At 36.2% G+C, this 19,557-nt stretch carries 18 protein-coding genes and 1 other annotated feature; of the genes, 4 read left to right on the top strand and 14 right to left on the bottom strand.

All coding sequences use genetic code 11. The features are described 5' to 3' along the window. Positions 1–100: 100 nt before the first annotated feature. Both X953_RS08610 and X953_RS08605 read right to left on the bottom strand, forming a co-directional pair. Positions 101–1,003, bottom strand: coding sequence for an SPOR domain-containing protein (locus tag X953_RS08610; RefSeq protein ID WP_040955205.1), 903 nt, complete (start codon positions 1,001–1,003; stop codon positions 101–103). Between the two features lie 118 nt (positions 1,004–1,121). Beyond that, the gene (locus X953_RS08605) at positions 1,122–2,402 is read right to left on the bottom strand and encodes a folylpolyglutamate synthase/dihydrofolate synthase family protein (RefSeq protein WP_052350093.1); all 1,281 of its coding nucleotides are present in this window, start codon (positions 2,400–2,402) and stop codon (positions 1,122–1,124) included. 61 nt (positions 2,403–2,463) lie between these two features. Here X953_RS08605 and X953_RS08600 point away from each other — a divergent pair, with 61 nt between their 5' ends. Both X953_RS08600 and X953_RS08595 read left to right on the top strand, forming a co-directional pair. Then, positions 2,464–3,360 (top strand): RimK family alpha-L-glutamate ligase, encoded by an 897-nt coding sequence (locus X953_RS08600; protein ID WP_040955204.1) that lies wholly within the window; start codon positions 2,464–2,466, stop codon positions 3,358–3,360. 44 nt (positions 3,361–3,404) lie between these two features. Continuing rightward, a complete protein-coding gene (locus X953_RS08595) occupies positions 3,405–4,241 on the top strand; it encodes a RimK family alpha-L-glutamate ligase (RefSeq protein WP_232217791.1) in 837 nt (278 codons plus the stop codon). Between the two features lie 16 nt (positions 4,242–4,257). On the opposite strand, the gene X953_RS08590 is transcribed toward X953_RS08595, so the two are convergent. Then, positions 4,258–6,903, bottom strand: coding sequence for a valine--tRNA ligase (locus tag X953_RS08590; protein ID WP_156958531.1), 2,646 nt, complete (start codon positions 6,901–6,903; stop codon positions 4,258–4,260). 254 nt (positions 6,904–7,157) lie between these two features. Beyond that, positions 7,158–7,404: a binding site (T-box leader), on the bottom strand. Positions 7,405–7,547: 143 nt separating this feature from the next. Here X953_RS08590 and X953_RS08585 point away from each other — a divergent pair. Next, the gene (locus tag X953_RS08585) at positions 7,548–7,736 is read left to right on the top strand and encodes a hypothetical protein (protein ID WP_040955202.1); all 189 of its coding nucleotides are present in this window, start codon (positions 7,548–7,550) and stop codon (positions 7,734–7,736) included. On the opposite strand, the gene X953_RS08580 is transcribed toward X953_RS08585, so the two are convergent. From X953_RS08580 to hemA, 8 genes are all read right to left on the bottom strand, one after another. Further along, on the bottom strand, positions 7,733–8,746 hold the full coding sequence (locus X953_RS08580; RefSeq protein WP_040955201.1) for a phosphotransferase: 1,014 nt from the start codon (positions 8,744–8,746) through the stop codon (positions 7,733–7,735). The two genes, X953_RS08585 and X953_RS08580, sit on opposite strands and share 4 nt — an antisense overlap. 56 nt (positions 8,747–8,802) lie before the next feature. Further along, positions 8,803–9,882, bottom strand: a complete 1,080-nt coding sequence (gene spoVID, locus X953_RS08575) for a stage VI sporulation protein D (protein WP_040955200.1) — start codon at positions 9,880–9,882, stop codon at positions 8,803–8,805. Between the two features lie 161 nt (positions 9,883–10,043). Beyond that, entirely contained in the window at positions 10,044–11,333 is a 1,290-nt protein-coding gene (gene hemL, locus X953_RS08570; RefSeq protein ID WP_040955199.1) for a glutamate-1-semialdehyde 2,1-aminomutase, read from the bottom strand. 34 nt (positions 11,334–11,367) lie between these two features. Then, a complete protein-coding gene (hemB, locus tag X953_RS08565) occupies positions 11,368–12,348 on the bottom strand; it encodes a porphobilinogen synthase (protein WP_040955198.1) in 981 nt (326 codons plus the stop codon). A gap of 6 nt (positions 12,349–12,354) precedes the next feature. Next, the gene (locus X953_RS08560; protein WP_040955197.1) at positions 12,355–13,116 is read right to left on the bottom strand and encodes a uroporphyrinogen-III synthase; all 762 of its coding nucleotides are present in this window, start codon (positions 13,114–13,116) and stop codon (positions 12,355–12,357) included. Then, positions 13,116–14,045 carry a hydroxymethylbilane synthase gene (hemC, locus tag X953_RS08555; protein ID WP_040955196.1) on the bottom strand — a complete coding sequence of 310 codons (930 nt, stop codon included), beginning with the start codon at positions 14,043–14,045 and terminating at the stop codon, positions 13,116–13,118. The genes X953_RS08560 and hemC overlap by 1 nt, the downstream gene beginning before the upstream one ends. 11 nt (positions 14,046–14,056) lie before the next feature. Beyond that, the gene (locus X953_RS08550; RefSeq protein ID WP_040955195.1) at positions 14,057–14,881 is read right to left on the bottom strand and encodes a cytochrome c biogenesis protein; all 825 of its coding nucleotides are present in this window, start codon (positions 14,879–14,881) and stop codon (positions 14,057–14,059) included. An 18-nt stretch (positions 14,882–14,899) separates the two neighbouring features. Beyond that, positions 14,900–16,273: a glutamyl-tRNA reductase gene (gene hemA, locus X953_RS08545; RefSeq protein WP_040955194.1), complete on the bottom strand. Its 1,374-nt coding sequence runs from the start codon at positions 16,271–16,273 to the stop codon at positions 14,900–14,902. A 283-nt stretch (positions 16,274–16,556) separates the two neighbouring features. On the opposite strand from hemA, the gene X953_RS08540 reads away from it, so the two are divergent. Continuing rightward, the gene (locus X953_RS08540) at positions 16,557–17,036 is read left to right on the top strand and encodes a LiaI-LiaF-like domain-containing protein (protein ID WP_040955193.1); all 480 of its coding nucleotides are present in this window, start codon (positions 16,557–16,559) and stop codon (positions 17,034–17,036) included. Positions 17,037–17,141: 105 nt separating this feature from the next. Here the strand turns inward: X953_RS08540 and X953_RS08535 are convergent, their stop codons facing one another. The 3 genes from X953_RS08535 to X953_RS08525 all read right to left on the bottom strand — a co-directional run bounded on the left by X953_RS08535 (position 17,142) and on the right by X953_RS08525 (position 19,454). Further along, complete coding sequence (locus X953_RS08535) at positions 17,142–17,882, bottom strand: amino acid ABC transporter ATP-binding protein (RefSeq protein ID WP_040955192.1); 741 nt, start codon at positions 17,880–17,882, stop codon at positions 17,142–17,144. Positions 17,883–17,899: 17 nt separating this feature from the next. Continuing rightward, positions 17,900–18,568, bottom strand: coding sequence for an amino acid ABC transporter permease (locus X953_RS08530; RefSeq protein WP_232217790.1), 669 nt, complete (start codon positions 18,566–18,568; stop codon positions 17,900–17,902). Between the two features lie 67 nt (positions 18,569–18,635). After that, a complete protein-coding gene (locus tag X953_RS08525) occupies positions 18,636–19,454 on the bottom strand; it encodes a transporter substrate-binding domain-containing protein (RefSeq protein ID WP_040955191.1) in 819 nt (272 codons plus the stop codon). Positions 19,455–19,557 lie beyond the last annotated feature (103 nt).

Here is a 19,557-nt window from a genome sequence, read left to right as displayed (position 1 = left end):
GCAGAACGTCGATGTATTTAATGTATTCCTAAAGGTAATTTAAGAAATTCCCCTTTAGAAATTTAGCAAAATAAAAAAACAGGCAAATTTAGCCTATTTTTTATTTTGATTCTAATTTTTTTATCGTTTTTTCATACGTATGCCATACAGATAATAAAATTCCTTGTACCTGTTTGTTATTGTCTTCACTTAACTTGTCTAAATTCTCTACTATATGTGTATTCAACTGAGATAAATCCTCTGTATCTTTCGGAAAAGCATCAACTATTTTTTTCCATGCTTTTATTTCAAGCTTTTCATCTGTGGATAATAATTTTAAAGATTTATTCCATTCGCTCTGAAAAGTTTCCAACCATTGATGCTCTGCATTGGATAAATCAGTTTCAATGCCTGCCGTCTGCCATTCCTTTACATATACTTCTAACTCGTTTTTTTGTAATTGCTGACGTAAATGGTTAGCTTGTGCTTCTGTTTCAGCTATTCCTGCAAATAAATAAAATTGCTTATTTTTCTCCCACACTATAGTAGGTATCTTTTTGTTAGCATACTTTTCTTTCCATTCCACAGCATTTGCTTCTTCATTAAATACACCTGCTTGAAGCACGTATGCCTGTACGCCTTCTAGCTGCACCAATGATGAACCTTTTTGTGCCTTCTGGTCCTCTTTGTCTTTTTCTACTGTAGAAATAGGAATGTCACCACCCCCTGAAGTTGGCTCACTATCCAGTGTTACAAACATTTTTAGCATTATTAGTCCTAGAACAGAGCCTATTATGAGTGCAGAAAAAATTGGAATAACAACAGGTTTTAAATATTTCCGCTTTATTTTGTTCGCCATATTTTTATTTGTATTCGTAGTTAATCTAGCGAATGTTGGTACAGATTCGTCTTCTTCTTGAATAGCAGCTGCTTGTTCTTTTTTAAATAACTGGCTGGAGTTCTTACCGCTTGTCTCTTTTACCTTTAATTTTACTGGTTTACCGTTCTCCCATACAGTTATCATTCTTTGCTTATCTATTTCGCTCACCTCCGCTAGAATTAATATACTTACTCTAGCATAGGAAAGATAAAAAGTAAGACGTAAATTGTCACATTACTAATAAATAATTTCGCATAAACCGTCAACTTTCTCTATTTCTAAAAAATTCCCTAACTCTTGATATAAAATGCAGTGATCCAGTAATAAAATAGATGTGCTCTCTATATGTTATTTTTTTTATTGCGTCCTCCCAATTCTCAGTTAGAAATTTATGCTTATGATTCGTCACTTCATAAAGTTCTACGGCTTTAGCTGCCCGTGGGTGCTCAAAAGAAGTAAGTGTTACAGAAGAAAAGTTGGTTTCTAACCTTTCTAGCATTAAAGAGAAGTCTTTATCCTTAAATGCAGCAAATATTAAGTGCTTCGTCTTATTTGGATACAATGCTTTAACCGTATCAATAAAAGTCTCTATACCTGCAATATTATGTGCGCCGTCTAAAATCACAGGTGGGTGAATATTGACCATTTCAAACCTACCTGGTAGCTTGGATATTTTAAATGCTTCCATCGTTTTATTCATGTCAATAGAATAGTTCATTTGTTTAAGTAAATATATACTCATAAAAGCAAGTGATGCGTTTTGGACTTGGTGTTTTCCTTGCATTTGAATGGATAGGTTATACTGCTGCCTTTCCCGGTTCCAAGAGAAAAATTGATGATTGCCGTCTATTATAATATTATGATAATGAAAATCCTTTCCTAGTTGATATACTCCTGTTTGCACATTCTTCGCTTCTTGATTTAAGACCATTTCAGCTTCTTTTGGGACTTCCCCTATAATTGCTGGAATGTCCTTTTTTATAATTCCTGCCTTATGATAGGCGATTTCTTTTATAGTACCACCTAAAAAATGCGTATGGTCCTTTGCTATGTTTGTTATAATGGATAGGATTGGGAGAAAACAGTTCGTTGTATCTTCTCTCCCCCCCATCCCTGTCTCAATGATTGCAATTTCTTTGCTGTCGTGAAAATGCATAAAGGCAATTACTGTCAATATCTCGAATTCGGTTGGCATCTCTTTTTTATTATCTAAAATTTCAATGGCAGGGTATAACCTATTAAATAGAGAAAGAAAGACTTGTTCCTTAATAGGTACATCTCCATCAAGAATGTGACCTGGCAACCCATATATACTTGGGGAAGTAAATATTCCTACATTGTATCCGTTGGCAGTTAATGCTCGCTGAATAAACTGAATGGTAGAGCCCTTTCCATTTGTACCAGCAACATGTATTGCTTTAATTTTATCTTGTGGATTCCCCACTTCTTTGAGAAGCTTTTTCATTCGGAAAAGACCAGGTTTAATTCCTAAGTTTGCTCTAGAAGAAAAAAAGGCCTCCACTTGTTCAATTCTCTGAAACATATGTACACCACATTTCTAAATTATTATACTGTAGGTAAGTATAACAGAAAGGATAAGGACTATGAATTTACATGGATGGATCATATATAATGGAAGTTTATCAGGAAATAAGTTTCTTGATTATGCTGAGTGGATCCAGCAAGCCGCTTATGCAAGAGGAAGTGAAACAACTATTTACAAAAATAATGAACTTAACCCCTACCTTGTTCCAGGAGAGTCAGGGCTACTTAAAAAACCAAGTGAGAAAATAGCTGATTACGTCGTTTTTGCTGACAAGGATATATACTTGGCAAAACAACTTGAATTAATGGGATTGCGCGTATTTAATTCTTCTCAAGCAATTGAAGTTAGTGATGACAAAATTGCCACATATCAGTGCTTAGCGCAAACAGGATTACCAATACCGAAAACAATCGTATATCCGAAAGTTTTTATTACAGCCCAACCAGATGAGAATGTAATTAACAATGCTATAAAATCACTCGGTTTTCCAATGGTAGTAAAAGAGGCTTTTGGCTCTTTTGGTGAACAAGTATATTTAGTTCACACTAGCGAGGAGCTATGGGACAAAGTGAATGAATTACTGGGAAAAGCATTTGTCTTTCAAGAATTTATTTCATCAAGTTATGGAAGAGATATGCGGCTTCAAGTAGTCGGCAATGAAGTAGTTGCAGCAATGAAACGAGCGTCAACAAACGATTTTAGAGCAAATGTTTCTGCTGGAGGCACAATGGAAGCATACACCCCATCAAAAATAGAACGTGAGATGGCTGTACAAGCAACAAAGTCAATTGGAGCAGATTTTGCAGGAATTGACTTATTGTATGGGGAAGATGGAAGCCCATTAATTTGTGAAATTAACTCCAATGCACATATAAGAAATATGTATGACTGTACTGGTATAAATGTAGCAGATTTTATAATGGATTATATATTAAATAAGTCAATTCAAGAATGAGGTTATTAACATGGTAACAGGATGGCTAATATATAATAGGATAGATGCAAACCAAAACAGCTCCTACATTAAATGGTTTTTTGGAAGAAGCAGCTAGCCAAAATATTTCCCTTACCCTCATTATAAGAGAAGAAATGACGATGGGATTAATTAATAACCAACGAACAATTTTAGTTAGAGAAAAACCGATCCGTCTTCCTGACTTTGCAGTTGTTCGAACAATAGATACAATGGTTCAACTACAACTAGAAGCTTGTGGGATTCTTTGTTGTAATTCTTCTACTGTTTCTCATATTTGTAATGACAAAGCCTTATCCCATCATCACATTGCAAATCTAGGCATCCCAATGGTGGATACTATTTTTCCACAAAATAAAAACTTACCAGAAAAATCCCCCTTGCCTTTTCCTTGTGTGGTGAAGGAAGTTTCAGGTAGAGGAGGAAAACAAGTATATTTTATCCAAAATCAAGAAGAATGGGACAAGGTTTCCAAAATGACTACTAATAATCATATAATACAGTCTTGTAATGTGCAGCTAGGAAAGGATCTGCGTGTATTTGTAGTAGGAAACAATATTATCGGGGCAGTTCTAAGACAAAGCAACAACGACTTTCGTGCAAACTATAAGCTTGGTGGTACAGCATCCCTTTTCCATCTAAGCAATGAACAAGTTTCTATGGTTCAACATATAGTTGATAATTTTGATTTTGATATGGTAGGAATTGATTTTTTATTTGATAAAAGAGGAGACCTTCTCTTTAATGAGATAGAGGATGTGGTGGGTTCAAGGATTTTAAGTGCTGTAACAGATTTAAACATAGTTAAAACGTATATTTCCCATATCCAGGAGAAATTAAAAAAACGGAATCCCACTATATAGGATTCCGTTTTTAGAATTATCCTCTTAATTCATTCAATCTAGCAGTAACCTTCGCCTGCTTCTCAAGATAATCCTTTTCTTTTTGCTTCTCTTCTTCTACTACCGCTTCAGGTGCCTTGCTTACAAATCCTTTATTAGAAAGTTTCTTTTGCACACGCTCTACCTCTTTTGTCCACTTAGCCAATTCTTTTTCTAGTCTCGCTATTTCTTTATCAAAGTCAATTAATCCTTCTAATGGCAAATACAATTCGGCACCTGTGATTACTGCAGACATTGCTTTTTCAGGTGCATCCACACTTGTGGCTATCACTAACTCACTTGGATTGCAAAAGCGTTGTAAATATTCCCGATTGCTTTCCAGAGCATCCATAACCGACTGGCTTTCTGCTTGGATAATTAAATTAATTTGTTTAGACATCGGTGTGTCCACTTCTGCTCGTATATTTCTCACTGATTTTATAATTGATACGAGCAGTTTCATTATTTTCGATGCTTCTTCATCGTGAAATTCATCTCTCACCTTAGGCCAATTTGCTACAGTAATAGATGCGCCTTTATGTGGTAACTTCTGCCAAATTTCCTCTGTGATAAATGGCATGTATGGATGAAGCATGCGCATTGTTTGATCTAGCACATAAGCAAGCACAGATCTTGTTGTATTCTTCTTAATTTCATCTTCACCATATAATGGTAACTTTGCCATTTCAATGTACCAATCACATAGATCGTCCCAAATGAAATTATATAAATACCGACCAGCTTCTCCAAATTCATATTTATTCGTGTTCTTTGTTACATGCTCGATAGTCTCATTTAAACGAGTTAATATCCACTTATCAGCGATAGTTTTTTCACCTGACAGATCAATATCTTCATAGCTGAAGTCTTCCATATTCATTAATGAAAAGCGAGAAGCATTCCAAATTTTATTCGCAAAGTTCCATGTCGCCTCCACTTTTTCCCAATGAAAACGAAGATCCTGCCCTGGGGTAGACCCAGTTAATAAGAAATACCGAAGCGAGTCTGCTCCATATTTCTCGATAACATCCATAGGATCGACTCCATTTCCAAGAGACTTACTCATTTTCCTTCCATCTGCATCTCTAATTAAACCGTGAATTAAAACATCTTTAAATGGCTTTTGATCTGTAAATTCCTTGGATTGAAAAATCATACGAGCTACCCAGAAAAATATAATATCATAGCCTGTCACTAATACATCTGTTGGGAAAAAGCGTTTAAAATCTTTTGCCTCTATATCTGGCCATCCCATCGTAGAGAACGGCCAAAGTGCAGAGGAGAACCATGTATCCAAAACATCCTCATCCTGTACCCATTTCTCAATATCTTGGGGAGATTCTTTACCAACATATATTTCACCTGTTTCCTTATGGTACCAAGCAGGAATACGGTGGCCCCACCATAGTTGGCGCGAAATACACCAATCTCGTATGTTGTCCATCCAGTTCAAATATGTTTTTTCGAATCGATCAGGCACGAAGTTTACTTTATCTTCGGTATTCTGCAGGTCAATAGCGGCATCTGACAATGGTTGCATCTTTACAAACCATTGGGTGGATAAATAAGGTTCTACGACAGCACCACTACGCTCTGAATGACCAACTTGATGTGTATGATCTTCTATATCAAATAGGACTCCTTGTGCTTGTAGATCTTGGACGATCTTTTTACGACAATCAAATCGATCAAGACCTTTATAGCTACCGGCGTTTTCATTCATGGTGCCATCCTCATTCATTACCAAAACACGTTCCAGATTATGTCTGTTTCCAATCTCAAAGTCATTTGGATCATGTGCAGGGGTAATCTTAACAGCTCCAGACCCAAATTCCCTATCTACATATTCATCAGCCACTATTTCAATTTCACGACCAACAATAGGCAATACAACCTTTTTGCCAATTAAATGCTGATAACGTTCGTCTTTTGGATGTACTGCCACTGCCGTGTCTCCCAGCATTGTTTCTGGACGAGTAGTGGCTATCTCAATTGTTTCATCGCTATCTTTAATTGGGTATCGTAAATGATAGAACTTTCCTTGAACTTCCTCATAAATTACCTCAATATCAGATAAAGCAGTTTTTGTTTTGGGATCCCAGTTAATTATATATTCCCCACGATAAATTAACCCTTTTTCATACAGTTTAACAAATACTTCCTTTACTGCTTCTGACAATCCTTCATCTAAAGTAAATCGCTCTCTTGAATAGTCTAAGCCAAGCCCCAGTTTTTCCCACTGGGAACGAATAAAATCAGCATATTCTTCCTTCCATTCCCAAGCGGTTTCAAGAAATTTTTCCCTTCCTAAATCATAACGACTTGTACCTTGCTCTTTCAACTTTGCTTCTACTTTGGCTTGGGTAGCGATCCCTGCGTGGTCCATTCCTGGTAACCATAGCACATCATAGCCTTGCATACGCTTCATCCTTGAAATGGTGTCCTGCATAGTTGTATCCCAAGCATGCCCCAAATGTAATCTCCCTGTTACATTTGGAGGTGGAATAACGATTGTAAATGGCTCTTTATCTTTATCTCCAGTAGCCTCAAAAAACTTACCTTTAAGCCAAAACTGATAGCGATCTTTTTCAACTTCCTGAGGGTTATACTTTGTAGGTAGAGAATTTTGTTGTTTTTCACTCATCATGGAAAACCTCCTTATTCATTTTGAAGTCTTTGTCAAACATTTGGCTAAACACATTTAAGAACAAAAATGGCAACGCCCTGATTATCCCCGCCAAACTTAAGCAAGAAATCGTTATGGTGCATTTTGACATGTAGAATTATTGCTTAAGATTCCGAATAAGTAAGTGTTGAAGCTGGTCACGGCCATACACCCATAAGAACTTAATTAAACTAGCATGTTTTTATTAAAAACAAAAAAACCCTTTCATCCTGTAAAAGGACGAAAAGGTATATTTCCGTGGTACCACCTTTGTTTACAAGCGAAATACACTTGTACACTCATGTTCAGTAACGGTTACTCACCGGCATTCTTCTACATGTATAATCAGCTCTGATTATATTTTCAAAGAAGCAGCTCAAGGGCGACCTTCCAATATAATTTGTCCTAGGAAGTTTTCAGCTTAATACTTCCCTCTCTTATAGGTAATTATATTGTACTCTTCCCATTCATTGCATTTAAATCCATTATTCAACTAGCATCATCTTTTTATATTTTATAGGTAACAAGTTCAATCGTCAACTGTTAATATAGTTGCACAGAACAGCTATCTTTATACATATCTTATTATATAAGTAAAGAAAAGTGAATGAAGAGGTGATGAAATGGCTCGCTACTATCGATATAAACTCCCGCCATGGGGAAGAAAATGTATTATTATTATAGAAAGAGTAACTTTGCCAATATTACTATTTCAATTAATCCGTACACTCTTACTGCCCACAACCTTTGATGTCATACTTCTTGGCCTGCTAGTGGGATTATTTGTTGCCTTTTATTTAGAGTGGATTTAACTTTCAAGGTCATCCAAGGAGATAGACTCGAATTCTCTTTCCACATGCTCTGTCCATTTTAAAGCAAATATAATCTTCCGATATGTAAATTGTACATTCTTTACTTGGTTGACCATCGTATCATTTGATGGATCCGTCATATATTTATCTACCAACTCCAAATAAGGAGATGGGTTAAGCAAGTATATAGACAGAATAAGTAGTTCTGTTTTTGAAAGCTCGTTCTCTTGATAATAAGTGGAAAAAGACTCAATTAATTCATCAACAGGTGTATTATATCTCCAAGTCTCATTTTCAAAGAATGATAACAAATCCATTATCGCATTATCCATATGTGCTCTTTCCCAATTAAGCAGATAGGTTTGATCAGTGTGTATGCTATGTGCTAATGCCAAATTCCCATGACATACACATCTATCCCATTGTTGATCTTTTTCTTCAATTTCATTCAGCTCCATAATCCGCTCATCTATTTTCTGAAATGCATGATCTATGTCGCGAAAATGCGTGCAGATCTGAAGCTCCAATGGTGACATATATCGACTTTGTTCGAAAGCATCTACAGCTGTATATAATTTCTTTTTCAACTGAGAGCAAAATGTTCTATATTCCATGAAACTATCTTTTACTTTTTGCATAGGAATAGTCTTAAAGATTTTGGTTTTTGCATGAATTCGGCCGATTGCCCGATATAACGGATTAATCTCTTCACTTCTTTCAACAGCGTCTCTGGGCTCCAACCATGGCTGCAAATAATATGTATGACCATCAACCATTGTATATAAGGACCCGCTGTTGGAAAGGTAAATAGGTAATATTTCTGTCAACTGTTTACTATACGCTTGCTGGTACACCCCCTCCCACATCGAAAAAGTTTCCTTGGGTAAATTTGCTTGCTTTAATGCATATTCCTTATTCCCATCAGAAATCTTATATAAGCGACCAGTTATTTTATTAACATGCAGTGGATATACTTTATAGTTACGTAAGACTTTATAAATATGCTCCAATTAATCTCACCACCTATGTAGCAGACCCCTTGATTTTAAAACCAAGGGGTCCATTTTTATTTTTTCGTATGAGGAATATATAGTAATTGCCCTTCAGAGACATCATATTCTTCATCTAACCTATTCTGTTTAATCAGTTGCAGAGTTGTTATCTGATAACGTTCAGCAATTGTTTCAATCGTATCATTTGGCTGCACAAAACAGAGTCGCATCTTAGAATATTGTTCTTCCTCTGAGTGCCGGAACATATCAGACAAATAACTCACATCCTCAACTTCACGACTAGTATTACTCTCCATTATTTCATGTGATGTTGACGGCGAATCATAGGAAACTGAAGGAGAATCATCTGACATATTCGAAGTAGGGACTTCTTGATCCTCGACACTTAGTTCTTCTTTAGAAGATAAATCTTCAAAAAACTGTGTTAGTGTTTTTGTTTCCTTATACTTCCATCGGTTTCCTTTATCATCTTCTTCTATGTTATTTTCTTCTTCTCCTTCCTCACTAGTCTCATCATCCCTTAGTGATGTCGGAAGATCTGGAATTTCTTGGTCTTCATCTGCAGCATCCAATTCATTCGTCGACTCATTGTCTGGCTTTATTTCAAATTCAAATGTTTCCTGCCTTACCCCCTCAGATGACTCTTCTTCCTGTTCTACTTCCTCGCTGTTACTTCGGTTTTCTACACTTTCTACAAGTTGATTAACACCATGGATTTGTACGGTAGAATAGAATTTTAAGTGGTCTTTCTCTGGTAACTCATAATCAAAAGACTCAATATATACCCTTACCTCTTCCAAGTTTTCTACACGATATGTGGGTACAGAAATCTCTACTGGAAATCGATGTGTAAATTCCAAGGTTCCATCATCGTTATCCATGATCCTTTCTACAAAACGCTTTGACTGAAATGTATCATAGTCTAATCGATTTTCCCTATCTTCTATTTGGGATTCTTTTACGTATTCCCCTTGCAATTCAATAACACCGCGAATGGAGATGTATTCATTAAATGGTTGTATAGAGATTTCTGGATCAAGTGAAATCCCTCTCATCTCCGAAACTTCCTGTCCCTTTTCAAAATAAAGGGACTCGTTCAACTCAAAACTGAAAACTGAACTTTCGTTTGCCAACCGACTTCCTCCCTTCAACATATATTTCCTTAAACTTATATGTCTTAATTATCTATATGTTCTCCTTAAACAAGATATGCTTTAAATCATTTAATCATTAGAAAAAGCTATCCCTTAATTAAGGAATAGCTTTTAGTGTATGATTGATGGTTGACTTCATTTTATTTTTCAATTTTAGAAAAGGCACTTCTAATCGCTTTAACCGTTTTCTCAATATCCTCGTCTGTATGGGCAGTGGAAAGAAATAAACCTTCAAACTGAGAAGGCGGAAGGAAAACACCTTCTTCAATCATATTTCTATAATATTGCGCAAAATAATCAAGATTGGAGGTCTGCGCTGTTTCATAATTGATTACTTCTTCGTTAGTGAAGAATACACCGACCATAGAACCAGCACGGTTAATCTGTAAAGGGATATTATACTCTTCTGACGCTTGTTTAAACCCATCAATTAACTTATCTACTTTTTTATTTATTTCTTTGTAAGATTCTTCATTTAAAGCACGCAGCGTTTCATAACCCGCTGTCATAGCCAATGGATTTCCTGACAAGGTGCCCGCTTGATAAATGGACCCCGTAGGTGCCACTTTTTCCATAATCTCACGTTTGCCGCCATATGCCCCTACAGGTAGACCTCCACCAATCACTTTCCCAAGACAAGTCAGATCAGGCGTTACTCCGAAGTGTCCCTGTGCACAATTATATCCGACACGGAAACCAGTCATTACTTCATCAAAGATTAGGACTGTTCCGTTAGCTTCAGTAATTTCTCTCAACTCTTGTAAGAAACCGTCTTTTTGTGGAACTACTCCCATATTACCAGATACAGGCTCTACAATAACGGCAGCTAAATCCTCACCATAGTGCTCAAATGCATAACGAACACTTTCCATATCATTATATGGCACAGTAATCGTATTTTTAGCAATTGATTCCGGGACACCTGGGCTGTCAGGTAATCCAAGTGTTGCGACTCCAGACCCTGCCTTAATTAATAGGGAATCACCATGTCCGTGATAATTTCCTTCGAATTTTAAAATTTTATCTCTTCCAGTATGACCTCTAGCTAATCGTAATGCACTCATCGTTGCTTCTGTACCTGAATTAACCATTCGAACCATCTCAATAGATGGCACTCGATCGATAACGAGTTTTGCCAATTCATTTTCCAACTTAGTTGGTGCACCGAAACTAGTGCCCTTTTCTGCTACATTTTTTAATTTTTCTACTACCCGATCATCGGCATGACCCAGGATAAGTGGTCCCCAGCTTAACACATAATCTATATATTCATTTCCATCAATATCTACAATTTTGGATCCCTTTCCGGACTCCATAAAAATTGGTGACATGCCAACAGATTTAAATGCACGCACAGGAGAATTTACACCACCAGGCATTAAATCAACGGCTTCTTTGTATGCGTCTAGTGAATTTTCAAAGTTCTTCATAGGTTCTCACTCCAGTTTAAGTATAATGTGAATCTTACTCACTCAACCACTTAGCAACATCTTTGGCAAAATAGGTAATGATTAAGTCTGCTCCAGCTCGTTTCATGGAAGTAAGCTTTTCAAGTACTAATTCTTTTTCGTTTATCCATCCATTTAATGCTGCTGCTTTAACCATTGAATATTCACCACTGACATTATAGGCTACGACAGGTGCATTAAATTTATTTTTTACATCACGAACAATATCAAGATAGGATAAAGCTGGCTTTACAATCAAGAAATCAGCACCTTCTTGCATATCTGATTCTGCCTCTCGCATAGCTTCTAATCTGTTTGCCGGATCCATTTGATAGCTCTTTCGATCTCCAAATTGCGGAGTGCTATCTGCGGCATCACGAAACGGCCCATAAAAAGAAGATGCATATTTTACTGCATAGGACATGATCGGTATATGTGTAAACCCTGCTTCATCCAACGCTTGGCGAATTACTGCTACAAACCCATCCATCATATTGGATGGGGCAATAATATCTGCCCCCGCCTCAGCCTGGGAGACAGCAGTTTGAGCCAATAGTGCAAGTGATTCATCATTATCTACGTCATGATTATGAATTACTCCACAATGACCATGGGAAGTATACTCACAAAGACAAGTATCTGCGATTACTAACATTTCAGGAACTTCTTTTTTAATAACACGAGTCGCTTCCTGGATAATCCCATCTTTTATATAAGCACCTGTTCCTTGTTCATCTTTTTCATCAGGTACACCAAAAAGAATCATTGATTTTATTCCAAGGGAATGAATTTCTTTTACCTCTTCTTTTAGAATGTCCATTGTAATTTGGTAAACACCTGGCATGGAAGGTACTTCATTTTTCGTATTTTCTCCTTCCAAAATAAATAAAGGATAAATTAAATCTTCTGTTCTTACATGTGTTTCCCTTACCATGGAACGCATAGCAGCTGAAGATCTTAATCTGCGATGTCGCTTAAATTCCGGCATGTTACTCATGACTATCTATCCTTTCATAGAAATATATTTGCTTATACTTTTTATCATTTCTTCAATAGTAAATTCACCTGGAGATATGATAGGAGATAACCCTAATTCCCTGGCTTTTTTTTCAGTTGTTGTGCCAATACACGCATATTTAAAGCCTTCTGTTTTAGCAGCCATCTTATAAAATGACTGCACCGTTGAGGGGCTTGTAAATGTAATAAAATCAATATGGCTTTTTTCCAGATGGTTGTTCAATTGCTCTTTGACCAGAAAATTATAAGATGTTTCATATACTTCTATGGACTCAAAATTTAAACCATTATTGAAAAAAAAGTTTGGAAGTATATCTCTGGAAAGATTTCCTCTTACAAGGAGAATAGACCCAGGTTCGGGATATTCTGTTAAAAATTCACTTCCCATTATTTCTGCGTTATAAACGGAGGGCGTGAACGTAGCACTATACCCATACATTTTTAATACGTTCCCTGTCTTATGACCAACTACGGCAATATTAGCAGGAAATCCATTTTCCGGGTCCAGATACCTCTGCGCCAATTCAAAAAAACATTTTACCCCGTTAGCACTCGTAAAGAAAATCCAATCATAATTTGAAATGGATTGTAAAACTTCTTGATTATCTTTTTGATCCTTGCAAGAAACAGTTAAGAGAGGAACTTCAATGGGAGTTCCTTGATGCTCCAAAATTAAGTCAGCAAATTCTTTTGCTTGGTTTTCTTCTCTAGTTACAAGTATTTTTTTTCCTTGTAAGGACACATTCATTATTGATCCAATTCCTCTTTAACTTTTTCCACTATCTCTTTGGCACCCTGCTTAATTAAAAGGTTTGCTGCAATTTCTCCAACTACTTCGGGATCCTTTCCTCGCACTTCTTCCTTTAATATTGTTTTTCCATCTGGGGTGCCAACTAATGCAGTTAGGATAATTTCTTCGCCTTCCAAATAAGCGTACCCCCCAATAGGAACCTGGCATCCTCCTTCTAACAAACGCAAGAAGGTTCTTTCTGCAGCCACAGTTTTGGTAGTATACGCATTATTTAACTTTTCCAATAATGTGCGCATCTCCGTATCATCTTCTCTACATTGAATAGCTAAAGCACCCTGACCTACAGCGGGGACACAAACTTCCGGTTCGAGGTATTCGGTTATTAACTCTTCACTTAATCCAACGCGTTTTAATCCAGATACCGCCAAAATAATGGCATCATAATCTTCTTCCTCGAGCTTCCGTAATCTAGTTTCAATATTACCTCTGATCCATTTAATAGATACGTCTGGTCTCTCTGCAAGTATCTGAGCAGATCGCCGTAAGCTACTTGTACCAACAATAGCTCCTGCAGGAAGTTCATGAAATGGGATGTTGTTTTTTGCAATATAAGCATCTCGGTGATCTTCCCGATCAGGGATCGATGCAATTACAAGTCCTTCTGGCATAACTGAAGGCATATCTTTCATACTATGAACGGCAAAGTCTATTTCCTTATTATACATAGCTTGTTCAATTTCTTTCACAAATAGGCCTTTTCCTCCTACTTTTGACAAGGTGACATCAAGAATTTTATCCCCTTTTGTTACAATTTTTTTCACTTCGAAATCATTTTCAACCCCAGCTTTTTTCAACTGGTCAATCACCCAATTTGTTTGTGTTAATGCAAGGTTACTCTTTCTTGAGCCAACAACTATTTTACGCAACTAAACTCCTCCTAAAATGAAAAATGAAAATTTGATAGCAAGCTAAATAAAAAGAAGTTAATTAAAAGAACTAAGAACGCAGCGGTATTGTAAATTGCTATCGTCTTCCCTTTGTAGCCCCCTACCAGTCGTAAGATTAAATATAATATATACACAGCTAATACAAGTATAGACCCTATTGTTTTGAGATCAAACCAATAAAACTCCGCGCTGGAAGAGTATGCCCATACGAAACCAAGTATAATCCCTATTAACAGTAAAGGTACTCCTATTGTTACTGCTCGAAAGGAAAAGGTGTCCAATTTATTTAAATCACCAAATCGCCACATCCACTTAAATCCTTTTTTCTTCTTGAGCAACTTGTATTGAACTAAGTACATTACAGAAATTAAGAAAGATACAGTAAAAAAACCATAAGATACGATTGCTAATGTTATATGGCTGACCAAAATTTCATGCACCAGTTGGATGCCATTTGCTTTCATGTCATTTTGAGCAACTGTCGAGATATGAAATAACATAATAAAAAAACCAAATAAATTAGTAAAAAAAGCGATAAAATGAATCGTAAACAGCTTATTAACGATTAAGGATATTGTAACAAGTACCCAAGCATAAAAAAACAGGCCATCGTTTAGGGTAATTACTGGAAAATTTCTTTCTATGACTGCTTCAAGCAATAAAAAAAGGGTTTGAATAACCCAAACCATACTAAGTAACCAGAAAGCAATCCGATTTGCTCTCCGGTTATCTTGGATAAAATCAAGGAAGTAACTAACCAAACTTAAGCCATAAATAATTAAAATAAATTCATAAACCCATTTTAATTCGAACATAGTTAGAATCCTTTCAGCTTAAAAAGTAGTTAATGGACTAATATTTGGAAAGGACACTTCTTTCTCGTTGTTTTCTTCATTATTATTCTTTTTTTTAACTACTTGTTTAGCTAACTCTTCTTTCACTTCTTCTTCAATACCAAAAATATTGACAAACAATGCTAATGACTCATCTGCATTTTTACTATCAGCCAGTTCCTTTGCTTGTGTAACCGGCTCTTTAAGAAGCTGATTAATAATACTTTTAGTATGCTTATTCAATACCTTTTTCTCTCTTACTGTTAAATCCGGGATCTTTCGTTCAATACTTTTCATCGTTTCTGCTTGAATAGAAAGAGCCTTTTGGCGAAGCGCGGAAATAACAGGAACTACTCCTAAAGTTTTTAACCACTCTTTAAATAACACAATTTCTTCTTCAACTTGAATCTCAATTTGCTCAGCAGCTGCTTTTCTCGCTTGAAGATTCTCATCCACAATATGTTGTAAATCATCAATATCGTATAAAAATACGTTCTCAAGCTCGCCAATATGCGGATCTAAATCTCTTGGCACAGCAATATCTACGAGAAATAAAGGATTTCCCTTTCTTTTCTTCTGAATAGCAGCCAAAGACTGTTTTGTAAGCACAAGTTCTTCTGACCCTGTTGAACTAATTAGTATATCTGCTTTTTGCAAAACAGGAAGCAAATTATCGAAGTGATCTGCTTTTGCTGAAAACTTTTCAGCTAACGCTTCAGCCTTTTCCAATGTACGATTAATTACCGTGATTTCCGTCGCACCAGACCCTTGAAGGTTTTTAGCAGCCAATTCTCCCATTTTGCCAGCACCCAGAATTACAACATGTTTATTTAGGAGATCCCCAAATATCTTCTTTGCAAGTTCTACAGCAGCATAACTAACGGATACAGCATTTTCACCGATTGTTGTTTCTTTCTGCATTCGTTTTCCAAATGTAACTGCTTGTTTAAAAAGCTGATTAAAGATAGTCCCTGTTGTTTTTGCATCTTGCGCAGTAAAAAAAGCTTGTCTTATTTGTCCGAGTATCTGGGTTTCCCCTATGATCATTGAATCAAGTCCTGATGTAACACGAAATAAATGCTCTAAAGCACCGTCATTTTCAGAAATACGGAGATACGACGTAAATGCTTCTTTTTCTAATTGAAACCAGTCAGCTAAAAATTGTTTTATATAGTAACGACCAGTATGAAGCTGATCCACAACTGCATAAATTTCTGTTCGATTACATGTTGAAACTATTACATTTTCCAAGATACTCTTCTGCTGCTTCAAATTATTTAAGGCATCAGGAAGGGTATGCTCGGCAAAGGTTAGTTTTTCCCTGACTTCCACAGGGGCTGATTTATAATTGAATCCTACTTTAATGATATGCACATGATCTACCCCCAACCTGTAAAGCGCTGGTCTAAATAGACAAACGCACAGTGAAAATGATTAATGTTTACACTAATATTATATCCCACTTATATAAAATAAATCTCAGTCAATACTAATTATAACATGGATGAAACATGAGTTTCAGCTAAAATGTGAACACATTCTGAAACTATATGTTAAGATGATACGTAACTATATTGTAAATTGTGTAACCCGAATGTACTTTATCACATTGAATTACATATAGCAAGAAAACAAGATGGTAAAATGGGGTGAACATATGAGGAAGAATAGCTTAGCAGCGTATATCATCATTGGCATTGGAATTTACTTTTTGTTAAAAGAATTACGGTTACCTATTATCACCAATTTTTATTCATGGCAGACGTTACTTATTATTATAGGGTTAGCTTTTCTTATACATAGCTATACAGCGAAGCACTATCAAAATTTATTTGTCGGTACAATTTTACTTGGCTTTGGTATTCATTTTCACGGAGTACAAAATTATTCTTTCTGGATCGATCATTGGGGAGTTTATTTATTAATAATTGGGATTGCCTTTCTTATTAAATACACCAAAACGAAGGAAGGCTTATTTCCTGGATTATTACTCATTAGTTTAGCTCTCGTATTTATATTTTCTGTTCAATTACCTGAATGGCTGACATGGATCTATGTGTTAATTGATTATTTAGAACGTTTTTGGCCAATTATCCTTATTATTCTAGGAATCTATTTATTAAAGAGAAAGAAGTAGATTTTAACCTTTCAAGAATAGAAGTAAAAACGTCTGGAATTAAAAATAAAAAGAACCTCTTCTATTGAGTGAGAGATGAGGTTCTTTTTTTAGATAGGTTAAGTACTATAGTATGGAGCTAAGAAAGGCTCGAGTTCGCTCCTCTTTAGGTTGATCGAATATTTCATTCGGGCGGCCATATTCAATGATCCTGCCATCATGCATATACACAACTCGGTCACCTACTTCTCGTGCAAAGCCCATTTCATGAGTAACTACTACCATGGTCATTCCTTCTTCAGCAAGTTCCTTCATTGTGGAAAGCACCTCACCTACAAGCTCTGGATCCAAAGCTGATGTTGGTTCATCGAACAACATAACTTCCGGTTTCATAGCAAGAGCACGAGCAATAGCCACCCGTTGTTTTTGACCACCAGATAGTGTGGAAGGATAAACGTCATATTTATCCCCCAACCCCACTTTATCTAACAGTTTTTTCCCTTCCTTTGTAGCATTTATTTTATTTTCTCCTTTTACATGAATAGGAGCTTCAATTACATTTCCGAGTACCGTTTTATGTGGAAAAAGATTGAAATGCTGAAACACCATGCCCACTCGTTGTCTAATATCATTTAAATTATGTGTGCTTTTATTAATCTTTTCCTCATCAAGAAAAATATCTCCACTATTTTTCATTTCTAAAAAATTTAAGCAACGGAGCAATGTACTTTTTCCTGAACCACTTGCCCCAATTAATACAACAACCTCGCTTTCCATAACTGTTAAATCAATATCCTTTAAAACGTGTAAATTACCAAATGACTTATTCAATTTATCTACATGAATAATCTCCTTTTTCGTGTCCATTGTGCTCTCCCTTCTTTTTAATCACTAACTGCCAATCGTTTTTCAATACGGTTAACCAATATTGTTAATACTAATACGATGAATAAATAATATACTGCAACTGTAAAGAAATATGTTAAATAATCAAAGCTGTTTGACCCCATTGTACTTGCTACCCCAAATAAATCTTGCATCCCTATAAAAGAAACTAAGGAAGAATCCTTTATACCTATAATAAACTGATTACCTAGAGAGGGTACTGCCCTTCTAAAGGCTTGAGGAAGAATGATTCTGCGCATAGTTAAACTCGGACTCATTCCAAGCGACCTTCCAGCTTCCCTCTGGCCTTTCTCAATCGACTGAATAGCACCTCTAATTATCTCGGCTATATATGCCCCACTATGAAAAGCAAGTCCAGCCACCCCTGCCCAAAACATTGGTATTAATAATATATCTGTTAAACCATAAAACAGAATAAATATTTGTACGATTAGTGGTGTTCCTCTAACAATCCAAATGTAAGCATCAGCGATCCATTCAAGAACCCGTATATTCGAGATTTTTAAAACTGCGAAAAACAGACCGATAAAAAAAGCTATGACCAATGAGGCTAGTGACAATTTAAAAGTTATCCATAAGCCATTAAGGAAAACATCATAACTATTTATGAATACATCAAAAAAATGCATAATTGCTGACAAACTCATCCAACTCCTTTTTCATCCATATAAACACAAACGTGCGCAAATACTGCGCACGTTACAGACAAGTAGATTATTCTTCTATCTTCTCTGGTTTCTCAGTAATATCTACTCCGACCCACTTCTTTGCTAATGCTGCCAATTCGCCACTTTTCTTCAATTCTTTAAGAGCAGCATTTATATCCTCAAGTAATTTTTCATCATCCTTAGCCACACCTACTGCCTGTTCACTAACACCTAACTGACCTCTATTTTCAATATCCAGTCCGTTATCAATTGCTGTTTTCCCAGTAATATCATCCGTTATGACTGCATCATGATGTCCTTTTGCCAATGACTGCAGTGCAACTACATCACTGTCTACTTGTGGTATATTATCTGTATATTCCTGGGCCATTTCCACGTATGTAGAACCTCGAGACACGGAGATTTCTTTTCCTTTTAGATCATTAGCTTTTTCAATATCACTATCAGATCTTGTGTAAATTACCGGCCCGGAATAATAATAAGGTTCAGAAAAATTCACCTGCTCTAACCTTTCGTCTGTAATCGTATGGCTTGCAACCGCGATGTCATAACGACCTTGGTTAACACCTGTTACGATCCCTGAAAATTTAGCTTTTTGTTGAACAGCTTCCAATCCAAGCTTTTCCGCTATAGCTTCAGCAACTGCAATGTCGTACCCTACCATTTTGCTTCCTTCCATGTAACTAAAAGGCTTGAATTCTCCGGAAGCAGCAAAAGTTAATTTTCCTTCCTCCACAAGATTGTAGCCATTATCATTTCCTTTCTCGTCTGTGGAAGTATCTGCTTCTGTTTCCTTTTCAGTCCCACAGGCTGCGAGCATTATAATAATTATAACTGTTATTAACAAAATATTCAGTCTTTTCATCGATCAAAATTCCTTTCACTAGATATTTTTTCTCTTTTGTTTAACTGTACTAATAAGTATACAAGTAGCATGACTAAGAACCAAGCAGCTGAAAATTCGATAT

It is taken from the genome of Virgibacillus sp. SK37, assembly GCF_000725285.1.
Classification (GTDB): Bacteria; Bacillota; Bacilli; order Bacillales; family Amphibacillaceae; genus Virgibacillus_Q.
This window is presented reverse-complemented; position numbering and strand designations above follow the sequence as displayed.

Coding starts and splice junctions, on each gene's coding strand:
- X953_RS08525 (WP_040955191.1), bottom strand. CDS start 19,454: ATGAAAAGACTGAATATTTTGTTAATAACAGTTATAATTATTATAATG.
- X953_RS08610 (WP_040955205.1), bottom strand. CDS start 1,003: ATGATAACTGTATGGGAGAACGGTAAACCAGTAAAATTAAAGGTAAAA.
- X953_RS08540 (WP_040955193.1), top strand. CDS start 16,557: ATGAGGAAGAATAGCTTAGCAGCGTATATCATCATTGGCATTGGAATT.
- X953_RS08535 (WP_040955192.1), bottom strand. CDS start 17,882: ATGGACACGAAAAAGGAGATTATTCATGTAGATAAATTGAATAAGTCA.
- hemB (WP_040955198.1), bottom strand. CDS start 12,348: ATGAGTAACATGCCGGAATTTAAGCGACATCGCAGATTAAGATCTTCA.
- X953_RS08560 (WP_040955197.1), bottom strand. CDS start 13,116: ATGAATGTGTCCTTACAAGGAAAAAAAATACTTGTAACTAGAGAAGAA.
- X953_RS08590 (WP_156958531.1), bottom strand. CDS start 6,903: ATGAGTGAAAAACAACAAAATTCTCTACCTACAAAGTATAACCCTCAG.
- X953_RS08595 (WP_232217791.1), top strand. CDS start 3,405: ATGCAAACCAAAACAGCTCCTACATTAAATGGTTTTTTGGAAGAAGCA.
- X953_RS08585 (WP_040955202.1), top strand. CDS start 7,548: ATGGCTCGCTACTATCGATATAAACTCCCGCCATGGGGAAGAAAATGT.
- X953_RS08530 (WP_232217790.1), bottom strand. CDS start 18,568: ATGAGTTTGTCAGCAATTATGCATTTTTTTGATGTATTCATAAATAGT.
- hemL (WP_040955199.1), bottom strand. CDS start 11,333: ATGAAGAACTTTGAAAATTCACTAGACGCATACAAAGAAGCCGTTGAT.
- X953_RS08605 (WP_052350093.1), bottom strand. CDS start 2,402: ATGTTTCAGAGAATTGAACAAGTGGAGGCCTTTTTTTCTTCTAGAGCA.
- X953_RS08600 (WP_040955204.1), top strand. CDS start 2,464: ATGAATTTACATGGATGGATCATATATAATGGAAGTTTATCAGGAAAT.
- X953_RS08550 (WP_040955195.1), bottom strand. CDS start 14,881: ATGTTCGAATTAAAATGGGTTTATGAATTTATTTTAATTATTTATGGC.